The organism is Bacteroides ndongoniae, from assembly GCF_900108345.1.
GTDB classification, from domain to species: Bacteria; Bacteroidota; Bacteroidia; order Bacteroidales; family Bacteroidaceae; genus Bacteroides; species Bacteroides ndongoniae.
Map to the genome: position 1 here is coordinate 1,365,279 of NZ_FNVV01000014.1, position 20,384 is coordinate 1,385,662.

A 20,384-nucleotide genomic window follows, 5' to 3' on the forward strand; every position below is an offset into this window, starting at 1 on the left:
AAATCAGCAATTTAAAAACAATACATCTATGCGCAGTACATTTTCCATATTACCGTATATCAACCGAAGCAAAGTGAAAGCTGACGGCACGACCGCCGTCCTGTGCCGCATCACCATAGACGGCAAGAGTTCCACGATGGCAACGGGCATCTATTGCAGGCCGGAGGACTGGAACAACAAGACGGGCGTAATCCGCACCGTCAGAGAGAACAACCGCTTGCAGGAGTTCCGCAAATCCGTTGAGCTTGCCTATGAGGACTCGTTGAAGAAACAGAACGTGGTGAGCGCCGAACTGCTGAAAAACACATTGGCGAAAAGAGCAGTTATCCCCACCAAGCTGTTACAGATGGGCGAAAGGGAACGTGAACGGCTGCTTGCCCGTTCAAAGGAGATAAACTCCACGTCCACCTACCGCCATTCGGGATATTATCAGAAATATCTGAAAGAATACCTCACCTCGTTGGGCAAGGAGGACATTGAGTTCACCGACATCACGGAGGATTTCGGCAATTCCTATAAAGCCTTTCTGAAACGCTACAAGAACTTCAGTCCGTCACAGACGAACAAGTGTCTGTGCTGGCTGAGCAAGCTGGTGTACCTTGCCGTGGACTACGAGATACTCCGCGCCAATCCGTTGGAGGACATGGAATACGAGAAAAAGCCTGCACCGAAGCACAGGCACATCAGCCGTGCGGAACTGAAAAACATCCTTGAAACTCCCATGCTCGACCCCATGCAGGAATTGGGGCGCAGGGCATTCCTGTTTTCGACGTTCACCGGTTTGGCGTATGTGGACATCATGCTGCTTCATCCGCACCATATCGGCAGGACGGCGGACGGCAGGCGTTACATCCGCATCAACCGCAAGAAGACCAACGTGGAGGCGTTCATCCCCCTGCACCCGATAGCGGAACAGATACTCGACCTCTACAACACCACGGACGACACCAAGTCCGTCTTTCCGCTTCCGAGCCGTGACGAGATGTGGTTCGAAATACACGAATTGGGCGTTGCGATAGGAAGGGAAGAAAACTTGTCCTACCATCAAGCCAGACACTCCTTCGGAACATTTTTGATTTCGGAGGGAATACCCATCGAAAGCATCGCCAAGATGATGGGCCACTCCGGTATAAGAACAACCCAGCGGTACGCGGAGGTTACGGACAAGAAAATTTCAAAGGACATGGACAACCTGATGGCGGTCAGAATGATGTACGGAACAGGCAAATGGTACAAAAGGCAAGAATTGCCAAAAGAAACAGACTTTGATAATGGGCAAATAGGGTAATGAATATGGAACGCGGAATCATCACAATCACGGAAAACGGGGCGGTCGCTATGCCGACCGCTCCCGTATGGATGACGCAGCAGGAAATGTCCGATGCGTTCAATGTGTTCGGTTGCTATGTCCGCAAGGTCATTGCTGCCATCTACAAGAACAAGGAACTGTCGGAGGAAGAAACGGTGCGCCATGTCAGGCAGGACGGAAGGATAAGCTATGATGTGTTCAGCCTTGAAATGGTGGTCGCCGTCGCTTTCAAGCTGCGGAGCAGGGAATGTATGGCTTTCAGACGGTTCGTTGTGGAATGCCTGACTACGAGCCGCAATAGCAAGCCGATAAACCTTTTCTTTTCGCTCTCTCCATATAATGGTTTGAGAGTGAACAATTAGAAAAGGTGAAAGGAAGAACAGCCGACAACAGGCAGGAAAGGCAAATTCTCCGTTGTCGGCTTCTTCATCATGGGACGGCAGGCATTATGTGCCGACACGCCTGAATGCTTCGCGGTAATTGGCGGCAAGCATCTTTTCGATGTCCGATTCCTTGTAGAGAATCTTTCCACCCAACTGATAGTAAGCAATCATCCCGTTGTTGCGGTAGTCCTGCAAGGTGCGGCGGCTCACTTTCAGCCGTGCCGACACCTCCCTGTCCGTCAGGAAGCGTTCGCCGCCCAATGTCGGACGGCTGTTTGCCACGAGATTCTCGATGCCGTCCAGCAGACGGTCAAGCGTGTCGCCGAACTGGGCGACCAGCGCATGGTTCTTGGTTATCATTTCACTCATTGTCACGTTGGATTTAGTGGTAAGACAATAATAATCAAACGACTCTGTCCGTCCGTTTGCCCTCAATTAGTTTTACGATGCTCAGCACATCCTCCGGCTTGTAAAACACCTTGTGGTTAATCTGCGAATAGGCCAGCGTGCCGTTGTCGCGTAGCGTCTGCAACGTGCGCGGACTGATGTTCAACTGCTGGCAGACTTCCTGGTTGTCCATCCAGCGGTTTAATGACTTGCCGCCCTGCTTGGCAAGGAGGGCATCCACACGTTCCGCGAAACGGCTGAACTTCGCCGCCATTTCCTCGAATGCCTCTTTCTGAATAATCAAAATTTCCATTGTCGATACTGCTTTTAATGTTGATACTTGGTTTTTGCCTGCAAAGTAAATCGGTATTCTCCGTAATGAGATGGATATGCGATTAGGTGGCAGCTTGTGGCATTTTGCTGTCCCAATCTTTCATACTCTGGGAATATCGTTTTGCATGGCAACGCAAAGTAAAGACTAGGTTGGCAAAAGCCAATCACCTTGTGCATGCGTGGAAGCATTTGGCACCGATATGGAAGCCTGTGGCGTTATTATATGAAGTGACACTGCAAAATGGTTGCAAAAGCTAAATTGTAAATAAAGCTATTTCATTCGTGACCTTATCCTGCTTAAACTTGTCTGCGTAATGCCAAGATACGAGGCTATGCTGCCCAATGGCAGCCGTTGCAAGAGTTCCGGATCCATCTCAACCAGTTGCCTGTAACGCTCTGAGGCGATAGCTGAGAGCATGGAGATTAATCGTTGTTCAGTCTCCAAAAGTTCCATTTCCGCATACCGTCGTCCCCAATTAGCAATATGCAAATCTTCCAAAAACAATTCCTGCAATTTCTTCCTCTTCAAGACATACAGAACAGAATCCTCCATCAGTTCCATTGTCTCATATCCAGCCTCGTCGTTTACATATCCTTTCATAGAAACAATGGTAGCACCTTCCTTGCCTATCCAAAACGTAATTTCTTTTCCGTCAACATAAGTAAAAGCCCTGACAATACCCTGTTTAATGAAAAATATATCTTTCTCTACCTTGTTTATTTCCAATATATGAAATCCTTTAGGCAATGTAATCTCTGACATACAACGATGCAATTTGTCTAAAGACTTTTCAGGCAGAGGGTATCTTAAACTTAAAATCTGTTCCAGTTTCATACTCCATCAACACTTATCACCCTGCGAAGGTAACAAAAAGATGCGTCATAAATCAGGAAGCATGTCTCTTTTTGTCAAATGCGAAATCATTTTTTGCCAAATGTAAAAAGGTTTAGTGTAAGATGTACCTACTTTTGCATCAAACTTTAACACGGAATAATATGGAACATGATTTTTTGGAGATTATTAAGACGCGACGCAGTTGTCGTAAATTTCAGGACAGACAAATTTCTCGCGTGGAATTGGATGCCGTACTTGAAGCAGGAACTTACGCACCTTCAGCAGGAGGGCGCCAAAGTGCGTTTATCGTAGCTGTGCAGAATAAAGAGCAGCGCAAAAAACTGGCTGCAATGAATGCGGCAGTAATTGGATCCAAATCAAATCCTTTTTACGATGCTCCCACTTATGTATTGGTTTTTGCTCCCTCAAATGCTCATACTGCTATCGAGGATGGAACTTGTGTGCTTGAAAATATGATGCTTGCAGCTCATGCCTTGAACTTGGGAAGCTGTTGGATTCATAGAGAGAAAGAAATGTTCATCACGGATGAAGGGAAAGAGATGATAAGGTCATGGGAGCTGCCTGACGGACTGATGGGCATCGGTGCTTTGGCGTTGGGCTATCCTGATGGCAAACCAGCGCCTGCCGTCACACGAAAAGAAGGGTATTACCGTATAATTAGATAAAAATGTCACACGATTTACTTAAGGCGATTTTTTATGAATTGGATTATCTTATTATTGGCCGGACTCTTTGAAGTAAGCCTGACTTTTTGTTTGGGGAAGACTCGGACCGCATCCGGTTTTGAGTTCTATCTTTGGGGCGGAGGTTTTCTTGTCTCCACAATATTAAGCATGACACTGCTTGCCAAGGCCGTACAAACGTTGCCGTTAGGCACAGCTTATGCCATTTGGACGGGTATCGGGGCGGTAGGTACGGTCCTGATAGGCATTTTTGTCTTTAAGGAGCCGGCCACACCGATACGGCTTTTCTTCTTGTTCACGCTGATAGCGTCTTTGATAGGTTTGAAGATTGTTTCTTACTGAAAGGGGAATACATGAAATATGAATTGAAAGCCAACCAGGGTATTCCGGCTTCATTGCTGGTCATGCTTTCCATTGCAACCGGATTATCAGTCGCCAACTGTTACTATAACCAGCCCTTGTTGGGCAGTATAGCCACAGATTTTAAAATAAATGATTTATCCGCCAATGCGGTAGCGACCTTAACGCAAGTCGGCTATATGCTTGGTCTGCTGTTTGTCATTCCATTGGGAGACCTGCTTTCACGCCGTAAGTTGATATTAACCAACTACGTTCTTGCAGCCTGCTCTCTGCTGGCGATTGGTACGGCACAGGACATCCGTATCGTATGGGTGGCATCGCTGATAACCGGAGCGACGTCTGTCATGCCTCAGTTCTTCATACCGCTTGTGTCTTATCATTCAGCCCCAAGCCATAAGACGCGCAATGTAGGCATCATGCAGTCCTGTCTGTTGGTGGGAATTTTGGGCTCACGGATACTGAGTGGACTGATTGCCAATGCCTGGGGGTGGCGCATGGTGTATTTCATAGCGGCCGGACTGATGACGTATTGCTGGTTGATGATGTACAAAGTGCTTCCCGCATTGCCCGCACAGGCAAAAGAAACATACGGAAGGCTGATGAAGTCGCTATGGCATATTCTGCGGAAATATCCATACCTGCGCATTGCTTCCGCTCGGGCGGCATTGGCTTATGGCGCTTTCTTTGCCTTATGGAGTTGCCTTGCCTTCAAGATGAAGCAAGCCCCTTTTTTTGCCGGAGATGATATCATAGGGGCATTGGGATTTTGCGGATTGGCAGGAGCTGCTACTGTGGTATTCATCAGTAAATATATTTCTGTTTATGGAGCCAGACGTTTTTCTCTCATGGGTGGAGCCGTTATGCTGGTGGCTTGGCTGACAGCATGGTGGGGCGGCGACAGCTACGCAGGCATTATCATTGCCATTCTTCTGATTGATGCGGGAATGCAGAGCATTCATCTTGCCAATCAAACCAGTGTAGTAACGCTTGACGCTGAAGCCATCAACCGTGTAAACACGCTTTACATGACCATTTATTTTCTTGGCGGTTCTGTGGGAACGTTTGTAGCCGGCATCTGCTGGGAGCATTTTCAATGGACGGGAACAGCCATAGCGGGACTGACTTTCATTGCCTTGTCCTTGCTGGTCAGTTTTACATTTAAGGAAAGTAAGATATGAGCTCCAAACATCATATCCTATTTGACTTGGACGGCACGCTGACCGACTCATTCAAAGGTATAGTCCACAGTGTGCAATATGCCTTATCTCGCTATGGCATCGTTGAAAACGATTTGCATAAGTTAACCCCGTTCATTGGACCGCCATTGACCTATTCGTTCAGAGAATTTTATCATTTCTCCGATGCACAGGCGGACGAGGCGGTAAGATATTACTGTGAATATTTTTCCGAAAAAGGTTGGTGCGAGAACACAGCCTATCCCGGTATCCCGGAGATGTTGAAGACATTGTGTGAAGCAGGCAAGCATCTTTATGTGGCAACCTCCAAGCCCACGGAATTCGCCGTACGGATATTGGAACATTTTGGATTATCCGTTTTTTTCGATTATATTGGAGGAGCTTCTTTCGATCGTTCACGGGAAAGTAAGGTCGAAGTAATGCGTTATTTATGTCAGCTGGCAAACATTACCGATATGGACAGTGCCATAATGGTGGGTGACCGCAAGTTCGATGTATCAGGTGCCCATGCTATCGGAATGGAATGTGTTGGTGTTCTCTATGGCTATGGCTCAGAAGCAGAATTATCATCGGTTCATGCTGACAGGCTGGTTTCTTCAGTAACAGAACTTACGTATGAACTTCTTGCCAAAGTGTAGCTATTTACATAAATTTACAGATTGTTATTAAGTGTTACAATTTAAAATTCTTGCAGGCTACGTTATCATGATGGCGGTCATCGGCAGCATGGCCGCCATTTTGGTGCATGAGCGCAAACGCATCAGGGAGATAGAAGCCGGCACGGAAACCATCCGGCAGGTGCGCCGTGACATAAGTGAGGCCCACCGTTGTATCACCCGGCTTGCCCTGTTGGGCGAGGGCGTCGTCGGCTGGGACGAAACGGACTACCGCCATTACCATGCCCAGCTCCTGAGCACCGACAGCCTGCTGCAAGCCATGAAACCGCTCTGCCGCGAATACGTGCGCCCGGCACAGATAGACACGCTCCGCTCCCTCCTGACGGACAAGGAAACCCATCTGCGGCACATCATGGAGGTGATGGAGCGGCAGGACGAGGCAAACAGCCTGCTGGTGAACCACCTGCCCGAAGTAGCCCGACGGGCTACACGTGTCCGCACCGTGAGGAAGAAGAAAAGCGGGCTGGCAGGCTTCTTCGGCGGCAAGAAGACCGTACAGGTGCTGCCATCCGCCGGGGAACTCCACGCCTTCAGCGACAGCCTGACCGCCCTGCAAAGGAAACAGGCGGCGGAGATGGAAGCATACGCCGACAGCCTGCGCATCCGCAACCGGACGCTGAACAGGGAACTGGGGCGGCTGATACGCGACCTCGACACGCAGGCACAGGCCGCATTCGACGCACGAGAACAGGACATATCGGAGGCGCAGGCACTGTCCGTCAGGCTGCTGACCGCCACCATCTCCGCCGCCATCGTACTGCTGTTCCTCTCCGGTCTTGCCATCCACCGGGAAATCAGGCGTAACGACCACGAACGGAAACAGCGTGAGCAACTCATCGGAAAGTTGCAGGAGAGCAATAACGCAAATGAAAAGCTAATCAAGTTGCGGCGCAACCTCATCCAAAACGTCACCCACGAACTGCGCACCCCGCTGACCGCCATCGGCGGCAACGCCGAACTGCTGCTGGACGACACGGAGGCTGACAGCCGCATGCGCCATGCACACGCCATCCATGATGCCGCTGGACGCATGGCAGGGATGATAAACAGCCTGCTGGTGTATTTCCGTCTGGACCGCGGCAAGGAAACACCCGTCATAAAGCCGTTCAAACTATGCTCCATTGCCGGAACATTGGAAACGGAGTTCGGGCCATTAGCAGCAAGCAAACATCTTGCCTTCACAGTGAAAAACCATGCGAACGAGATAGTGGGTGGTGACAAAAACCGCATCCTGAGTATCGGGAGCAACCTGCTCTCCAACGCCATCAAATTTACCAAAAACGGAAGTGTCACATTGACAACCGAATATACCAGCGGCATATTTACCTTGTCAGTGTCAGACACAGGCACGGGCATGACAAAGGAACAGCAACTGCGGATATTCGTCCCGTTCGAGCGGCTGGGCAACTCCGTGACGGAGGACGGCTTCGGATTAGGGCTTGCCATCGTCAGCGACACGGTGAAACTGTTGAATGGAAGCATCACAGTGAAAAGCAAACCGGGCAAAGGAAGCCGCTTCACCGTAAGCCTGCCACTGCCCAAAGCGGAGGAAACAATGGCCACCGAAAAGACAACTGTTAAGCATTCCACGCTTTCCGGATACTCCGTGCTGGCGATAGACAACAACGGGATGCTGCTGGACATGATGAAGGAAATGTACAGGCAAAGCGGCGTAAAGTGCGACACCTGCCAAAGCGTGGACGAACTGACGGACCGTATGCGCACAAAGGACTACGACCTGCTGGTAACCGACCTGAAGATGCCGGAGGTGAATGGTTATGAGGTGCTGGAACTGCTGCGCACGTCGGAGATCGGCAACTCGCAGACCATCCCCGTTGTTGCAGCCACCGCCGCAGGCTATGTGGAAGAAAAGGAACTGACGGAAAAAGGATTTGCCGCCGTGCTGTACAAGCCTTATTCCATAGACGAACTGCTTGCAGTCACGGAACGCTGCATCAAGCCAAAGGGCACAAGCAATATAGATCTGTCGCCCCTGCTCGCTTTCGGCGATAAGCAGCGCACGTTGGAAAAGCTGGCGGCCACGACACAATCCGACATGGATGAAGTGCGCAAGGCGGCGGAAGCCGGGGGCATGGAGGCGTTGGACAGCTGGATACACCACCTCAGAAGCTCGTGGATGCTGATAAAGGCGGAACAGCCGTTGGCGGTATTGTATGACACAATCCACAAAGGAAAAATATCAGATAACGAAGTGAAGGCAGCCGTTGACGCCGTACTGGCACAAGGCAAACTGATTGTAGATTTGGCGAGGAAGGAGGCGGAACGATGGGACGGATAATCGTGATAGAGGACAATCCCGTATTCGCCGGTTATGTGTGCGGACTGCTGGAGAGCAAGGGATTCCAAAGCGTCAGCTCCTCCACCTGCAACGGGGCAAGGAAACTGTTTTCCAAGATGCGGGAGGACGACATCGTGCTTGCCGACCTGCGCCTGCCCGACGGAGACGGCATCGCCCTGCTGGAAGAACTGCGGAGACAGGGCATGAACAATCCCTACATCGTCATGACCGACTACGACGAAGTGCCCACGGCCGTCCGGTCGATGAAGTCAGGCGCGGAAGATTACATCCCGAAGCCGCTGATTGAAGCCAACTTTTTCCCGCTCCTGAAAACCTTGCAGAAAAGGACGGAGCGGCACGACACACCGATTTACGAGCGGCAGAGCGCGGCTTTCCGTGAGATAGACCGCAGGATAAGGCTGGTCGCCCCGACCAACATGAACGTATTGATATTAGGCGAAAGCGGAACAGGAAAGGAACACATTGCCGGGAAGATACACGCGAGGAGCAAACGGGCAGGCAAGCCATTCGTGGCGGTGGACTGCGGCCTGCTTTCAAAGGAGCTTGCCGCCTCCGCCCTGTTCGGACATGAGAAAGGGGCGTTCACAGGAGCCGAAAGCAAGAAACAAGGTTTCTGGGAGGAAGCCGCCGGAGGCACGTTGTTCCTTGACGAGATAGGCAACCTGCCCATAGAAGTGCAGCAGATGCTGCTCCGTGCGTTGGAATCCAAAATGTACAGACCCACGGGCGGCAGCAAGGACAAGCGGGCTGATGTGCGCATCATCGCCGCCACCAACGAAAATTTGCAGGTTGCCATAACTGAAAAGCGTTTCCGGGCTGACCTCTACCAACGGCTGAAAGAATACACCCTGCACATACCGCCGCTGCGCGAGTGCAAGGAGGACATCATACCGCTTGCGGAGTTCTTCCTACAACTTGCCAACGAGGAATTTGAAAAGCAAGTAAAAGGCTTTGACGCGGAGGCAAGAAAACGACTGCTTGCCTATACGTGGGGCGGCAACGTGAGAGAGCTGAAACGGGTCGTGCATTTGGCGGTGCTGCATACCGAGGGCGATACGGTCACGGCGGACACGTTGGAATTCGATGAAATGCCGCTGACGTCTGACGCTTCACTGGAAATGGACGATATGGAAAAGAAACAGATTATCCGTGCGCTGGAACAGGCGAAAGGCAACCGCAAATTGGCTGCGGCATTGCTCGGCATCGGACGTACCACGCTGTACAACAAGATAAGATTATACGGCATAAAGTACAAGGAATAGACCAAGAACACCACAAGGTTAGAACAGGTTGCCCGACTTCGGAGAGGCAACCCGGCAGCAAGGCTTTCGGAGTAACCCGAAAGGTTTCGAGTAACTCGAAACATACCTTGCTGCTGCCACTTTTCGGCAGTAACCGAAAAGCCTTCGGGTAACTCGAAGGACACCTTGCTGTGCTTTTAAGAGCACAAGAAATCCGTCAGCAAATGGATTGGAAATTGTGCTGTTATTACGGCTCCCAAAGCATCGTTTCCTGATGCCCAAACTGCCCAAAAGAAGAACGGGAATAAGTCTGTGTACAAGTCTGAACCTTAGTTTGAGGATACGGAGAATGAAAGTTATGTTTCCTTTCTTCTGCTATACAGGCAATAGCGTCAGTTCGATGCCTATATGTGCCAATTACAGCCAAAATCAGCTTTATGCCAATAGAGAAATGCAATTTTAGGCAGATACATCTTCGCTTGTTTGCAAACGCATGGAACCAATGGTTTGCAAAAACGATGACGGGCAGAAGCGAACATTCAGAAAATTCATTCTATACAGGTTTGCTGCAACATAGTTTCAATGGTACGCTGATTTATCGTTTTGCTGTCGTACTGGTTTACAACAGCAAAACTTCAAATAAAAGTATCAGCAATGGGGTGCGGATTTTAAGGGGTAGAGCTTGGATGATGTAAATCTGTGGTACAATACATTTGGCTATCAATGTAATAATGAAGCAATAAATAAACAAAAGCGTATGGACATACACACACTGGCCTGCAAACCAGCTCGCGTTCCAACCTGCCTGCCGTCCTGCTTGCCTGCCGACTGGCCCGCCAGCTTACCTGCCTACTGGCACACTGGCAGACAGGCAAACCTTCCAACAGACTAATCCGTCAACAGAAAAGCTTAAATACAATTGAGGAACAGTATGAATTTAAACGCGGGTGCAGTGCTACTGATTTTTCATCACCAAGATGAGCAACTAATGGCAATAATGAAAAGATGTTTGATTTTCTCTATTTTTCAGAAGAATAACTTTGGTAATAAGGGATAAAAACACTACTTTTGCAAATAAGAAAAGCGTTCTTTTGATTAGTGCAGAACATTGCAGAATAGAGAAGCCCGCTGGTTTCTATATCGTTACCTGTTAAGCTGATATTCTTTGTAAATTACTTGTTTTCAACGTGTAAGGAGAAGTGGTATGTCTTCCGCAATGGAAGGTGATATGCTTCTTTATACCGGATGCTTCTATCCAAACTTTCAGAGGACGTGAAATCCAGGAGGCAGCACGTTTTAAAACATCGTCCTTACAAGGAGTATCAACCAACATTTGCACTTCATTCATACTAAGTGCAACACGAGGCTTCTCAATGTTTGTTATCCCCTTTACTTTTGCACCTATATCAACGGTAAGATATTCATCAACGAACGCTTGTTTTAATCCGGCCTTGAGTATAGAGAAATAGGTAGATGCAGTATTCTGTGAGATCGTTCCTTTTTTATTTCCTCCCATGGGGGCACGTAACAGAAACATCTTAATATCTTCGAGTAGTTTAACGGAGATTTCCTTGAATGGGATTGGTTGTCCTTTAGAATAAATCTTCAACAGTTCGCCCACACGTCTCCAGTTGACTATAATTGAATCGGAACTGTTGGGATGCCTTTTACTGATAATGCTATTGAAGTACTTGATAAAGTCTTGTTCGCTCCGCTCGTTTTGTGCAGCGATTTCGTTCTCTTTATCTGTATATAGAATTGCGCTATCGTATTCATGCTGCCGTAACTTACGCACATTGTCGGCATAGATACAAGCCTCTTGATCTATCGTTGAACGGCATTGGATGATTCCATTCAAATCACGCTTAGGTTTGTAATTGAATGTTCCATCCGGCAAGATTCGTGCAATGGAAGACTTGTCCCAAATTGGTGTGGATATGGTTCGGTTAATTGATTCAACCACACGGCTTGCCCGTTTAGAGCCTCGCTTGTAAACCGGGTATGACTCTATAATAAGATACCACTCATCTTTATAATTTGATTTCCTGAGTTTGACGGTCACTTTGGTGTTTGGTAATGCTTTCTTCATTCTACTTCTGATTTATATAGATTGTCTATTTCTTGTTTGGGTACATATACATAGTTTCCTATTTGTCTTGAAGGAATAGAGTATTTTCTAACATGCGCCCATACTGAACTATCATTAATATGGTACTTCTCACAAATCTCTGTAATGGTATAACAGTCCTCTGGCTCTAAGCTATATGTTTTAGGAACAGGTTTTTCTTTTTCGGCAATACTTTCCGGTCTCTTTAGGAAAAGTTGTTCCATTTCGGAGCGTTTGATACGCGTGAGCCTTGTACCCAAATTGATGACTGGAATACGTCCCAATTTGATTAAGCGATAGAGAGTACTACGTTCTACCCCAAACATTGCTACTGCCTCCTTTACAGAAATATATTCTCTGATGTCTGGTACTTGTTGGGCAATGGCTTCTAATTTTGCATTTCTATCTTTTACATCCTTTTTGCGCTTCCAAGCCACTTTACCACATTTTGGGGAACAATAATAGCTGTCAAGTGTCTTTGCGACGAAAACCTTGCCGCAGACTTTGCACTTCCTTTTGATTTCAAATCCGATTGTTGGCATATTATCTACTTTTAAGTATGTATTAGTATAGATAAGTAGAATTTAGTTCCACATTATCTACTTTTTTGTCTTGTCGCAAATATGTCGCAAATAAGAGATAAAAAAGCCTATAGAAAACACATAGAAACCATGAACCCTATAAACGCAAAAAGCGTGCAACTCGTTGAGCTGCACGCTTTTGCTTATTGTTTATTATTTGTTTACTTATCGGAATCATTTGACTTCCTCAAAGATAACGTGTGCTGAAAATCAGTTAGTTATGTATAACATGGTACAAATATGGGTATTTTATAGCAGTACTTTTTGAAGCTTAAAATAGGGGAAAAAGCCCTCAAAAAAAGATTGAGCAATTATACGAAAAAAATCGTTTCACAGCCAATTCTTACTATTAAATAATCATCTATGTGCATATTCCGGTGGATACCCGTTCAGCATTTTTGGTGATATCCGTTCAGTCCCCAGTTAGTTTTCAGTGTTGTAGGCAATCAATGCGCATATTCATAAACATCGCATAATTCACAAGCACAACTATATGCTGGAAGTAAAGAATGTAATATCTTAAAGCCAATTATAAACCTTAACCACGAAATTCCATGATCAATGGTTGTCGCAATTTCATAGCATATCCATCGATCGGTGATTTTAGCAGACACTTGTACTGCAAAGGTGAAATATTTTTAACATTGAGACCAGGAATAAACAGAACAAAGAATCTATTCTTTAGAAGTAAAATGTAAAGTTGAAAACATTTATATGGAGATGCATAAACAAATGGTTACATCTTTCCTGTATGCCTTCGGGAGAGTTAAAGAGCTATGAAATATTTTCTCATGCTACAAAAATAATTTCTAAAAACCTAGTTATTCACATATTACACAAATTATCACAATGTTTGGAAAAGATGGCACGCGCGGACCTCTATATAATTCAGTTTAATTTAGTATCTATATATAGGGGAACTAAACTAAACTAAACTGGTTATTAGCACCCAAAACCTTATCAAATTTGGTATCTAGTCTTTTGCTTAGACTATTAGACAATATACTTCCGAATTTTTCTTTTTGCTGCTTTCTTAATAATGTGTATGCACACTGGCATGCATTTTACCACAAAGGATATTCGCAGATTTTATATTGAATAAATCAGTTTCAATCTTCTGCCAAATAACGATAGCACTACAAACAGTACTATATTCAAGTCCTGTAAAAGTTGTATCTTATTTTTCTTTCTCTACTTCATGGCTCCTCCTTGTAACTCAATATAGCTTGAGACTCATTGGGAACACCATACTCTAAAAATTAGTTTTTGTCTGATGCTTGGGATAAGGAATTTTATTCGTTTTCGTCTCCATGAGTATATAAAATAAAAAGCTCACCCTGAGCGCGCTGTTCTTATGGGAAGCGGGGTAAGCATGTTGCTGCAAAAGTAACACATTTTTTCTGTTCTAAAAAAAATCAGCAGCTTTTCTCGTTTCATTCTATATTGCATATCACTTTCCTGTTATTAACAGAACTCTTTTATCCCATGTTTCACCATTCAGCTGTACAACCTCGGCAGAGTTATTTTATTGCGAAAATACCTGCCCGTCACAATTCTGACAATGCCGGTTGACAGTCATAGGGATGAACTGAAAAATATTCCTCTCTATTGTAAGCGATTAACGTATTTTCCGTTCAGCTTTACTTGGTTGTTCTTTATTGCATCCATGACAGAAATATAAAGATGGTAGCTGTTAGGCAAAACAGAGGAAAAAATAAAGCGACATACAATGCTTACTATCCTCTATCCTTTACAGTTTGTCTGCTATTAGTTCTTTACAAGAAAACGATTATTAGGGTATTATGAAGTGTTTTGTGCTAAGAAACCTTTCGTTTTTATCGAAAATTATAATCTCATTGTAAAGTTCTTCATGGTATTACGATAATCGAAGGTCTGTTCCGGGAGGGGCGGTAATATCCTGTCTGTTTTTATTAAAAGATAATTTCATAATAAGAAGAATCTACTCTACTCCCTTCATACAATAACATATAATTAAGCAATAAATTACCATCACGAATATTTATATTTTTTTAACTGAGTATTTTTTACTTTCATATCCTTTCATTTTTGAGGATTTATTTGCAGTTGTTCGGCTCTTCTTTTCATAACTTTCTATAAGTCAAAAAATTACAATCAGGCAGAGGGCTCTTGTCTTTCTTTATTTATGGAAATCTATTATATCTTTGTCACATCAATAAATAAAAATAGATATGAGCCAAAAACGAAACCTATTCTGGTCATTGACAGTCCAAGCCATAACAATACTGTTGGCGTCTATGTTTGCATTCCAGGCATGTAATCTGTTTGGTACAAAACTCATCTTACTGCCCGTAGTTATTGTGTCCATCTATATTCCACTCAAACTCATATTTCATTACTTCATATACATGTTCAAAGAACTGGAATCAACTACTTCCACAGATGGAGTAAATGAGAATACCTCCCAAGATGTTAATCAGGAAGAAAGTGACCTGATTCTATTGAAAAAAAGAATGGAGCTATTTCATTATGAATATCAACAAGAGCATCAGCAATACATTTCACAAAAAGAAAGAGAAGAAAACAAAAAGCTATGTGCCGTATTAAGATATACACGTGATACGTTCCAGCAATTGGGATTTGACGAGTCAGAAATCTTTCAAATAAATGAATGTGTCCGCTATTTTGTTACCAATCGTAAGGTTCTTTCCATTAAGGGCATTCACATAAAAAAAAGAATGGCGGTAACACAAATTTCCTTGAAGAACTTTGCCTGGAATATTGCTTTCCAATATAACCTAAGCAGTGAAGCGACAGCTACATTTGTAATGGAGACATTCAGCGAATGGTTTGTGAATACATCATTCGAGACCGTCAGGAAAAATTTACGAACAATTTCAGGGAGACACAAAATAGAAATAGATGAGTCTATAGCCAGATTCTAATTAAAGATTAATACTACAAATGTTTATTTTATGACAAATCCATGCTTTTAGTGTATAAATTATAGAAATTTATTAATCGACAAATAATACAAAATAATTGAACACTTTTATTATTCACATGAATTATCTATCATTCAGGGAATTATAATATATTTTATTCCGCATATCAGAATGTGATCCATGGTTGATTTCAAGGAATATTTTGTTTCTTATTTGTTTCTTTTTGTCAATTCTAATCGTTAACTTTGTTATATAGACAACAGAATATGTCCTATGGCACGAGTGAAAAAATCAACAAGGGTAAAAGAACCTGTCCGGCTCCGGATGAAGGCACTCACAAATGGGAACTACAGCCTATATCTGGATATATACCATAACGGGCAACGCTCTTACGAGTATTTGAAAATGTATCTGATACCAGAAACCGATAATAATGCCCGAAACCAAAATCAGGCTATATTGGCAGCTGCTAATAAAATCAAGACAAAGCGAATAATTGAATTAGCCAATCAGGAAGCAGGAACAGGCAATAATTCCCTGAAAGCAATATCTCTATCTGATTGGATGAATATCTATAAGAAAAATCAAAAAGAAAAAGGGAAAAAGGACAGTGAGCAAATAAAAGTTGCCACGCGGATCCTTGGCGACTATGTACAAACACCAGTTTTATTGGAACATATTGACAAGGAGTTCTGTCAAGGATTCATTAATTACCTGACTGAAAAGTACCGCCCGAACGGAAAAAACGTATCGAACTATACACTATACAATTATTACCGAGTCTTTAACAGTGCACTAAATGCCGCAGTACGAGCCGGCCATATAAAAGTGAATCCTTTTACTCAAATAAGTTCTGACTGCAAGATCCATAAACCTGAGTGCAGGAGGGAATATATGACGTTAGATGAAATACGCACACTGATAGCAACTCCAATGAAAAATAGAGAAGTGAAGAGTGCCTACCTGTTTTCTTGTTTCTGTGGACTCCGTATCGGCAATATACGTGAACTGAAATGGAGTCACATTTATATTAACAACGGACAATATCATTTGAAGATGGAAATACGAAAAGGCAAATCCCCCATCCATATTCCTTTATCTTCAGAGGCGGTAAAATGGATGCCTGAACGCGGGCAAAAGAAAGCCGATGATTATGTTTTCGACTTGCCTTCAACTGTCATGATCAGCCTGCTTATCAAATCCTGGGGCAAGGCAGCAGGAATACAAAAAAAAATAACGTTCCAGACAGCACGTAATACATTCGCTGCTATGATGCTCACACTAGGAGCCGATCTTTATACAACGTCCCAATTACTTGGGCTCTCAGATATAAAGATGGCTCTTGAGTACGCAAAAATGATTGAGCAGCGTAAGGGACTGGCAGTAAATTTGACCAACGGATTATTTGAATGAAAAAAATAAAATGACACTATAATTCTGCAAAAGAAAACCTCAAGTTATGCTCCAGTCATATAAAAGGCTGGAGTAAAATCAATTATAATATCGTTTAACTTAATTCAAAGTTTCTATTATGAAAAAAGATTTAGGCTATTGCCTTCTCTCTTTTTGGGAAAGGCAAACACGTGAACCATTTCGTAACAGTAGAAGATGTTGCTAACGAACTGTGCACCCTGCTACAGGAAGCACAAAAGGTTTATTTGCAGGAAGTACTGGAAAGCAGCAAACAGTACTCGCGCTATGTCGATGATTTTGTAAACAGCCATCGTTACATAGAATGTGACGATGTTGCTTGCAGGAATTGTCATGAAATGAATATTCACATAGTGAAGATTCTGTTGACAGAGTATTCTGGGATCGTAAGAAGTTCTTTTACTCACGGTACATTATCATTTGAGAAATGCATGGAACTTAAACAGATGTACGATTCATCAGTTCCGTCGAAAACAACTGAGGCACATAGTTTGAGCACTCTCATGCGTACTCCTCCCCCTTCTTTGGGATGCAATATTACAGCAGAACAGATGGTATGTATTACAGCTTGCGCTGATACCTACCATCTGTTTTGTGTTTCTACACTTACCATCAAGGATATGCAGAATCTTCTTTATTGTGAAAAAGGGTTCTGCATACAAGTAAATAATATCAGGCTTTTGGCCATTTTGTTTGATGCCCTTTTGGAAAACAGATTTATCCAGTTAAACTGGCAATCCATCCTTAGCAAAGGGCATTTTTTACGTTCAAAAGACGGTAAAAGATTCGTTTCCGCTTCCAGTCTTTCTTCCGCATTATCTGCGGCAAAGAACAATATGACTTCCGCTGCCTACAATATAAGGGAGGCAATAGAAAGACTGAGAAAATGACAAGAAAAGACTGAAATGAAAGAATGTGAAAGGTAAAAGCGTGATAGTAGCAGTGATACGTGTTTAGTATCACGCAATAAATTCGGTATCAGAGAATACAGATTGTACCTTTATCCTCCGTTAGCGCGCCGCTCAACGGAGGAACATTCTTATTGTCAAATTTTAAAAAGTTATTATATGTCGAACAGAACAACACTCATGGAACGGTTGAACAAACAGCTGAGTGAAATGGAAGCTGCTATCAAAAAGCTGGGACCCATAGAAGGAATCCTGGAGCGTATGAACACACTTGAAGACAGTATCTATACGACAAAGAATGTCTTTACATTCAAGGAAGCCTGTGTCTATATCGGTGTATCGGAAAGTCTGCTCTACAAACTTACCGCCAACAAAGTAATACCCCATTACAAGCCACGTGGAAAGAAAATTTATTTCACAAAAAAAGATCTGGACAACTGGCTGTTGCAGAACTACGAACCAGCAGCAGACGAAGCCATGCATTTAGCTACTGAAATATCTGCAACACAACCATTAAAGAATCACAATCAATATGGAAGAAGAAAGAAAAACTAATTACACATCCGGTGGAGATCTTGACATAAACCAGCTATCAGAGATGCTGTCAGCCTGCCAGATCAAGGTAACAGACACATACGAAACCCCTCCACAAATAATCTGGATAGACAATTCGACAATAGCCACGCTTGGAAATTTCAGTGCATCAACAGGTAAGGCAAAATCAAAAAAGACCTTTAACGTATCTGCCATCGTAGCCGCTTCACTAGCCGGCAAGCAAGTGTTGAACTACCGAGCCCATTTACCTGAAGGCAAACGTAGAATACTGTATGTAGACACCGAACAGAGCAGATACCATTGTCACAATGTACTTGAGCGTATTCTAAAACTAGCCGATATGCCTACAACAGCCGATAACGATAATCTTGATTTTATCGGTCTGCGAGAATATTCTCCGTCATTGAGGATACAGATAATTGACTATGCCTTACAACAAAAAAGAGGATACGGGTTAGTCATTATAGACGGAATACGTGACCTCATGCTGGATATCAACAGCACCAGCGAATCAGTGGAGGTTATCAATAAGATGATGGAATGGTCATCAAAATACGATCTGCACATCCACTGTGTCCTACATCTCAACAAAGGGGACAACAATGTGCGCGGACATATTGGCACAGAGATGAGCAATAAGGCGGAAACAGTTCTTGTAATCAGCAAAAACAATGAAAACCCTTCTGTCAGTGAGGTGCATGCTTTGCACATCCGTGAAAAAGAGTTCCAGCCATTTGCCTTTACCATAGATGACAACGGACTCCCGATTCTTGCAGAATGCAGTACCTCACCGGATAAGCCGAAACCCAGACAAAGGTCGAGTTATACCGAACTCAGCATTGAGCAACACCGAGAAGCCCTGTCAGCTGCCTTCAATGACAAACCTATCAAAGGATTTGAAAACATGCTGCAGGCTTTGATGGTCTCCTATGAAGGCATCGGCTTCAAACGCGGACGCAATGTCATGGTCAAATTATTGCAATACCTGACAGACAACCTGAAACTGATTATAAAACGAGACAAACTTTTCTATTATGACATGAGCAAAGCCGAAGCCATGCTTTTTGATGAAGAATGACGGCGGCCGGTTCTCTATATAATTCAGTTTAATTTAGTATCTATATATAAAGGAAATAAACCAAACTAAACCGAAAGGTAAAACAGATAAACAATATGACCATAGCAGAAGCAAAACGATTATGCATCGTGGACTACCTGGCATCGCTTGGGTATCATGCACAATGTGTAAAATCCGGACAGTACTGGTACCGGTCTCCATTCAGGCAAGAACAGACACCTTCATTCAAGGTAAACAGCCGGATCAATGAATGGTACGATTTCGGAGCAGCAACCGGCGGTGACCTGGTGGAACTGGGAAAGCATCTGTACCAGACAAACAGTGTGAGTGAGGTGCTGGCCAACATAGAGCAACATGTAAAAGGAACTGTCATACCACACATCCGTTTGCCTAGTCCAGTATCACAGCCGATAGAACCGGAAATCAGCAATCTGATTGTGCTTCCACTCAAGAACCATGCCTTGCTTTCCTATCTTAGGACTCGACTTATTAATACAGAAGTGGCAAAAATGTTCTGCAAGGAGATACACTATGAACTGAGAGGGCGAAAATATTTTGCCCTTGGCTTCAGAAACCAGTCAGAAGGATTTGAAATCCGGAATCCATATTACAAAGGATGCATCAAAACCAAAGATATATCTATTATCAGACACCGACATGACGAAATACAATGCCATGTTTGTATATTCGAGGGTTTCATGGACTTTCTTTCCTACCTGACACTGAAACAGTCCGACAACAAAGAGGTCTGTATTGACTTTCCCTCTGATTACCTTGTCATGAATTCAGTCAATAATCTGAAGAAAACTCTGGGGGTCATAAATGACTACCAACAAATCCATTGTTACCTTGACAACGACATGGCAGGGAAAAAGACGGTAGAGACAATCTCTGGAATTTATGCAGAACACACTAGCGACGAATCATCAAGATATTTCGAATATAAGGATCTGAATGATTATTTACGTGACAGAAAAATGTAATGTGCAATTATCACTTTTTTTTCAAGAGCCCTCCTTAAAAGTGGGCTCTTATTTTTTTAACCAGCAATACGG

20 protein-coding genes are annotated in these 20,384 nt (G+C 44.1%); 15 read left to right on the forward strand and 5 right to left on the reverse strand.

The features are described from left to right. The first annotated feature begins 28 nt into the window (after nt 1-28). Both BQ5591_RS16445 and BQ5591_RS16450 read left to right on the forward strand, forming a co-directional pair. Nucleotides 29-1,288 carry a site-specific integrase gene (locus tag BQ5591_RS16445; RefSeq protein WP_071150133.1) on the forward strand — a complete coding sequence of 420 codons (1,260 nt, stop codon included), beginning with the start codon at nt 29-31 and terminating at the stop codon, nt 1,286-1,288. Between the two features lie 5 nt (nt 1,289-1,293). Next, complete coding sequence (locus tag BQ5591_RS16450; protein WP_071150790.1) at nt 1,294-1,671, forward strand: transporter; 378 nt, start codon at nt 1,294-1,296, stop codon at nt 1,669-1,671. Nucleotides 1,672-1,755: 84 nt separating this feature from the next. On the opposite strand, the gene BQ5591_RS16455 is transcribed toward BQ5591_RS16450, so the two are convergent. The 3 genes from BQ5591_RS16455 to BQ5591_RS16465 form a co-directional block, all read right to left on the reverse strand. After that, nucleotides 1,756-2,061, reverse strand: coding sequence for a helix-turn-helix domain-containing protein (locus BQ5591_RS16455; protein ID WP_071150134.1), 306 nt, complete (start codon nt 2,059-2,061; stop codon nt 1,756-1,758). 34 nt (nt 2,062-2,095) lie between these two features. Then, nucleotides 2,096-2,392, reverse strand: a complete 297-nt coding sequence (locus tag BQ5591_RS16460) for a helix-turn-helix domain-containing protein (protein ID WP_071150135.1) — start codon at nt 2,390-2,392, stop codon at nt 2,096-2,098. A 291-nt stretch (nt 2,393-2,683) separates the two neighbouring features. Continuing rightward, entirely contained in the window at nt 2,684-3,247 is a 564-nt protein-coding gene (locus tag BQ5591_RS16465; RefSeq protein WP_068855421.1) for a Crp/Fnr family transcriptional regulator, read from the reverse strand. A 161-nt stretch (nt 3,248-3,408) separates the two neighbouring features. On the opposite strand from BQ5591_RS16465, the gene BQ5591_RS16470 reads away from it, so the two are divergent. The 7 genes from BQ5591_RS16470 to BQ5591_RS21465 all read left to right on the forward strand — a co-directional run bounded on the left by BQ5591_RS16470 (nt 3,409) and on the right by BQ5591_RS21465 (nt 10,440). Beyond that, nucleotides 3,409-3,933 (forward strand): nitroreductase family protein, encoded by a 525-nt coding sequence (locus tag BQ5591_RS16470; RefSeq protein WP_071150791.1) that lies wholly within the window; start codon nt 3,409-3,411, stop codon nt 3,931-3,933. Between the two features lie 33 nt (nt 3,934-3,966). After that, on the forward strand, nt 3,967-4,293 hold the full coding sequence (locus BQ5591_RS16475) for a DMT family transporter (RefSeq protein WP_071150136.1): 327 nt from the start codon (nt 3,967-3,969) through the stop codon (nt 4,291-4,293). 11 nt (nt 4,294-4,304) lie between these two features. Continuing rightward, nucleotides 4,305-5,489 (forward strand): MFS transporter, encoded by a 1,185-nt coding sequence (locus tag BQ5591_RS16480; RefSeq protein WP_071150137.1) that lies wholly within the window; start codon nt 4,305-4,307, stop codon nt 5,487-5,489. After that, complete coding sequence (locus BQ5591_RS16485) at nt 5,486-6,145, forward strand: HAD hydrolase-like protein (RefSeq protein WP_071150138.1); 660 nt, start codon at nt 5,486-5,488, stop codon at nt 6,143-6,145. The genes BQ5591_RS16480 and BQ5591_RS16485 overlap by 4 nt, the downstream gene beginning before the upstream one ends. Nucleotides 6,146-6,176: 31 nt before the next feature. Next, entirely contained in the window at nt 6,177-8,483 is a 2,307-nt protein-coding gene (locus BQ5591_RS16490) for a hybrid sensor histidine kinase/response regulator (protein ID WP_071150139.1), read from the forward strand. After that, nucleotides 8,471-9,766, forward strand: coding sequence for a sigma-54-dependent transcriptional regulator (locus tag BQ5591_RS16495; RefSeq protein WP_071150140.1), 1,296 nt, complete (start codon nt 8,471-8,473; stop codon nt 9,764-9,766). The genes BQ5591_RS16490 and BQ5591_RS16495 overlap by 13 nt, the downstream gene beginning before the upstream one ends. A gap of 416 nt (nt 9,767-10,182) precedes the next feature. Then, nucleotides 10,183-10,440, forward strand: coding sequence for a hypothetical protein (locus BQ5591_RS21465; RefSeq protein WP_159434497.1), 258 nt, complete (start codon nt 10,183-10,185; stop codon nt 10,438-10,440). A 455-nt stretch (nt 10,441-10,895) separates the two neighbouring features. Here BQ5591_RS21465 and BQ5591_RS16500 read toward each other — a convergent pair whose 3' ends face one another. After that, a complete protein-coding gene (locus tag BQ5591_RS16500; protein ID WP_071150141.1) occupies nt 10,896-11,834 on the reverse strand; it encodes a phage integrase SAM-like domain and Arm DNA-binding domain-containing protein in 939 nt (312 codons plus the stop codon). Continuing rightward, a complete protein-coding gene (locus tag BQ5591_RS16505; protein ID WP_071150142.1) occupies nt 11,831-12,394 on the reverse strand; it encodes a helix-turn-helix domain-containing protein in 564 nt (187 codons plus the stop codon). Before BQ5591_RS16505 ends, BQ5591_RS16500 begins: the two co-directional genes overlap by 4 nt. A 2,426-nt stretch (nt 12,395-14,820) precedes the next feature. Between BQ5591_RS16505 and BQ5591_RS16510 the strand changes: the two genes are divergently transcribed. From BQ5591_RS16510 to BQ5591_RS16535, 6 genes are all read left to right on the forward strand, one after another. Next, nucleotides 14,821-15,357 (forward strand): hypothetical protein, encoded by a 537-nt coding sequence (locus BQ5591_RS16510; RefSeq protein WP_317042533.1) that lies wholly within the window; start codon nt 14,821-14,823, stop codon nt 15,355-15,357. 273 nt (nt 15,358-15,630) lie between these two features. Beyond that, nucleotides 15,631-16,770: a site-specific integrase gene (locus BQ5591_RS16515; RefSeq protein WP_071150144.1), complete on the forward strand. Its 1,140-nt coding sequence runs from the start codon at nt 15,631-15,633 to the stop codon at nt 16,768-16,770. 137 nt (nt 16,771-16,907) lie between these two features. Continuing rightward, nucleotides 16,908-17,678 carry a hypothetical protein gene (locus BQ5591_RS16520; RefSeq protein WP_071150145.1) on the forward strand — a complete coding sequence of 257 codons (771 nt, stop codon included), beginning with the start codon at nt 16,908-16,910 and terminating at the stop codon, nt 17,676-17,678. A 198-nt stretch (nt 17,679-17,876) separates the two neighbouring features. Next, a complete protein-coding gene (locus BQ5591_RS16525) occupies nt 17,877-18,251 on the forward strand; it encodes a helix-turn-helix domain-containing protein (protein ID WP_083381012.1) in 375 nt (124 codons plus the stop codon). Next, a complete protein-coding gene (locus BQ5591_RS16530; RefSeq protein ID WP_071150147.1) occupies nt 18,229-19,329 on the forward strand; it encodes an AAA family ATPase in 1,101 nt (366 codons plus the stop codon). Before BQ5591_RS16525 ends, BQ5591_RS16530 begins: the two co-directional genes overlap by 23 nt. 95 nt (nt 19,330-19,424) lie before the next feature. Next, a complete protein-coding gene (locus BQ5591_RS16535) occupies nt 19,425-20,312 on the forward strand; it encodes a toprim domain-containing protein (protein ID WP_071150148.1) in 888 nt (295 codons plus the stop codon). Nucleotides 20,313-20,384 lie beyond the last annotated feature (72 nt).